The following is a 3,781-nucleotide window of genomic DNA, read 5'->3' on the forward strand; positions in this document are numbered from 1 at the left end:
TGCTGACGGTTAAAAGCGGGGGGATTACCCGGTGAACCTCCAGTGATGCATTCCGTTGAAGAATTCACAGCGGAGGAACTGCACGGCGGCGACCCTCTACGGACCTCCCCTCTACGTAAAGCCTCTCTTCCCATGCCAAACAAGCAACTCACGACCATCAATCCGCTGACCGAAGAGGTGCTCGCCACCTATTCCTACATGTCAGACGGCGAAGCCGCCGCCACGGTGAAGGCAAGCCATGACGCATTTCTTCAGTGGCGTTTGCGCAGTCTGGATGAGCGAGCGAACGTCATCGCGGACATCGCCAAGGCGCTTCGTGCGCGCAAGGAAGAGTTTGCGCAGCTGATGACCGACGAGGTCGGCAAGCTCATTGAAGACAGCCGTACCGAAGTCGAGCTGTGCGCCAGTATCTGCGACTACACCGCCAAGCAAGGGCCCGTCGCCCTGGCCGATGAAGAGCGCGAGGTGGAGGGCGCCACCGGCATCGTGACTCACGCCCCGATCGGCGTGGTTTACGGCATTCAGCCGTGGAACTTCCCGGCCTATCAGGCCATCCGCTATTCCATCGCCAGCCTGATGGCGGGCAACGGGGTGTTGCTCAAGCATGCCGAGAGCTGCACCGGGAGTGGGCTGCTGCTGCGTGACATCTACGAAAGCGCCGGGCTGCCCAAGGGGCTGTTTGGGGTGCTGCTGATCACCCACGACCAGTCCAATGACATCGTGGAGAACGACCTGGTGCGCGCGGTGACGCTGACCGGTAGCGAGGCCGCGGGACGCACCGTGGCCGCCAAGGCCGGCGCGGCACTCAAGAAGACGGTGCTTGAGCTGGGCTCGAATGACGCCTATCTGGTGCTGGACGACGCCGACCTGGAGCTGGCGGTGGCGACCTGCGTCAAAGGCCGCCTGTTCAACAACGGGCAGACCTGCGTCAACGCCAAGCGCTTCATCGTGACAAAGAAGAATTACGAGGCCTTCGTGAGCGCCTATGCAGAGGCCTTCGAAGCGATCCGGATGGGCGACCCGAATGCGGACAACACCCAGCTCGGCCCGATGGTCTCCAAGGCGCAGCGCGACAAGCTGCACGAACAGGTGACCAAGAGCGTCTCCCAGGGGTCCCGCCTGGTGGTTGGCGGCGAAGTACCGGACCGCACGGGCTGGTTCTATCCGGCCACGGTGCTGGCGGATGTGGCGCCGGGGCAGGTGGCCTACGAGGATGAGCTGTTCGGCCCTGCAGCGGCCATCATTCGCGCCGAGGACGATGAGGATGCAACGCGCATCGCCAACGACAGCCGCTACGGGCTGGGCGGCGGCATCTTCAGCCGGGACGTGCAGCGTGCCCGGGAGCTGGCCACCAAGTACTTCGACACCGGCATGATCTTCATCAACACCTTCGACGTGGCATCGCCAACGCTTCCGTTCGGCGGAGTGAAAGCGTCCGGCTATGGTCGCGAGCACGGCCCGGAGGGTCTGAAGGAGTTTGTGAACGTGAAGTCGATCAAGATTGCGGCCGCAGCGTCTGCTTGATTTCGGCACCGGCGCCGGGCTGCAGGACTCTGCGCCTCCCTGCGTGCGTTGGCAGAGCCGGGTAGGGCGTCGGGCTTAGCGGCTCCGACGCTCGTCGGGCGCAGGCTTGAAGCGGTAAGCTTCCCCCAGCTACAGGGGGAAGCTCATGCTCAAAAGGATTTCAGCAGGATTGCTGCTTTTTTCGCTTGCCTGCTCTTCGCTGGCGCAAGTGCATTCTGCAACGGGTCCCCGACCCAAGCCGTTGCCTCCGGCGCCCAAGGCGGCCTACAACTCGATGTCGAAGAGCACCACGCCGTTCAATTGCGAAGAATTGGCGTGGCCGAATCACCCACATCCCGGCATGAAGGCTTACTGCGAACGCGTTGAGGCCCGTACTCTGTCAGCTGAGGCCCAACGCGCCGGGCGCCCGGGACCGTCGGACAGCGTGATGAACCTGCCACCCTTGGGATCAGAGGACTCCAAGCGTTCGGGAACAGCATGTATCGGCGGTCAGGCGTTCCGGAAACTCCCGAATGGATGGGAGCAGGTCCATGCTGCTGCAGGCGACTGGCAGCGATGCCGGGAGCGGTAGCCAGGGGTGCGAATGGGGTTTTGTGTCGGCTACGGCCTAGCTTCTGCCATGTCTCGCTGTCTCGTCTATGGGGGCTCTTGGGAAGGGAAGCGGTGACGAGACAGGTAAATCTGTAATCTCGCCTTCGCCCTACTATCAATAGCTTACTGTCGCTGGCAGCCCACCCGACACGCATCTGAATACACCAAGAGAGACAGGTAATACTGCAATTTGCTCAGCCGGTGCAGGTATTTGTGCAATCTGTTCGAAGATCCAGCTTCAGGGGTCGGACGTTGCAGGCATATCCAGGGAGGAGTAGCGTTCGACCCATAGTCAAACTCACGTCCAATCCGAGAACTGGATAGCCGAAGCGCTCGAGCCAATGCTGCCATCCATCGCGCACTCGAATCGTAAGCAGAGGAACCTGCCAACGCATGTTGGCTCATTGGTCATGAACCACGGTTCGAGCGCGAGCTGATGAGCATGGTTACCACAGCAAGGCGACGCGCTCTCGGAGTTCGCCAGGCGCGAACTACTAACTCCGCCAATCTTTGGAACTTTCAGTCGCCGGTGGACGAGCATGCGTTAACACTGAGCGGTGACATGAGAATGAAACTGTTCTATTACTGCGAGGGCGACCCAACCGTCTTACACGCGGACTACGGGGACCGAGGGACGTTCAAGCAGCAGTCATGCTTGATCCCAGTGTAGGCCTCATTCATAGGATCACGCTCAACCGAACTCGTGAGTTAAACGGGCCTTGAGCCGCTCAATGTCATTCTGAACATTCGCAGCGTTCACCACGTCATAGCAGGCAAACACAGGCAGGACCTGCGCGCCGCAGAACTTGTAGTTTGCGGTATTGCTCGCAAATACATCGTCCACAGACCTGCCTTGATGCAGATGCTGGCTTGCATCGTCGAAGGCCTGCCTAGGAGAGTTCATGGTAAGAGAGAGCAAGTACCGCTTACCTTGCATCTTTCCACCAGATCCGTACTGTCGATCAGGTGCATCCTTGGACCGTCCGTCACCGCTGAGAAAACTCTGTTGCATGAGGCCAGCGGTAAACACTTCGTCCACGTACTTCTTGTAGATCCAGGGATTGCCGAACCAGAAGACAGGCGATTGCGTCACGATAACATCGGCCCATAGGTGCTTCTCCACTTCTTCTTGAACGGTATATCCAGCCTCAACTTCCGTAGTTTTGAGCTCGAATCCCTTCTTTTTCATTTCCACGGCGATGAGCTCGGCCAAGGTTCGGTTTAGCCGGCCTTCGCTAATGCCCTTGTAGGTCTGATGCGCATTAATGATCAGCACACGCTTGCCAGCGCTTTGCTGGCCGGACCTTGTAGCCGGGCCAGCTACTGCCTTGCTTGCAGCCGGCGACGCAACTCCCAGTGAAGGAGCAACAGCGGCGGACGCAAGGCTGATCCCGCTCATGATGAACTTGCGGCGCTCTCTCGATACGTCATCAGTCGCTTGAGTATTCGACGTCATTTTCTGGTCCATGATGGATCTGATCCTCTCGATTGCCGCCTGGTGGACGGGACTTTGGTCGTGGCTGCCAAAAAGCATCTCGCCCCTTCTTCCGGGCACGGAGAGCTGCGCAGGGTCTAATGGACCAGCCTACTCAGGCTGACCAGTCCTTCAGCCAATACGCATATGGCGTAGGAAGGGTAATCCCCCCGCAGGTTAGCCGCAGCCATA

The 3,781-nt window shown here is 59.6% G+C and carries 2 protein-coding genes; one reads left to right on the top strand and one right to left on the bottom strand.

Going from position 1 to position 3,781, the window contains the following annotated elements:
- Positions 1-45: 45 nt before the first annotated feature.
- The gene (locus HMPREF3113_RS13065) at positions 46-1,524 is read left to right on the top strand and encodes an NAD-dependent succinate-semialdehyde dehydrogenase (RefSeq protein WP_254665296.1); all 1,479 of its coding nucleotides are present in this window, start codon (positions 46-48) and stop codon (positions 1,522-1,524) included.
- Positions 1,525-2,806: 1,282 nt separating this feature from the next.
- Here the strand turns inward: HMPREF3113_RS13065 and HMPREF3113_RS13070 are convergent.
- Positions 2,807-3,583, bottom strand: coding sequence for an NAD(P)H-dependent oxidoreductase (locus HMPREF3113_RS13070; protein ID WP_083298805.1), 777 nt, complete (start codon positions 3,581-3,583; stop codon positions 2,807-2,809).
- Between the last annotated feature and the right edge of the window lie 198 nt (positions 3,584-3,781).

Origin of the sequence: Stenotrophomonas sp. HMSC10F06 (assembly GCF_001807865.1) — a bacterium.
Lineage (GTDB): Bacteria > Pseudomonadota > Gammaproteobacteria > Xanthomonadales > Xanthomonadaceae > Stenotrophomonas > Stenotrophomonas bentonitica_A.

What these genes read in the sequence shown, in the direction of transcription:
- HMPREF3113_RS13070 (WP_083298805.1), bottom strand. Translation starts at nt 3,583, where the DNA reads ATGGACCAGAAAATGACGTCGAATACTCAAGCGACTGATGACGTATCG.
- HMPREF3113_RS13065 (WP_254665296.1), top strand. Translation starts at nt 46, where the DNA reads ATGCATTCCGTTGAAGAATTCACAGCGGAGGAACTGCACGGCGGCGAC.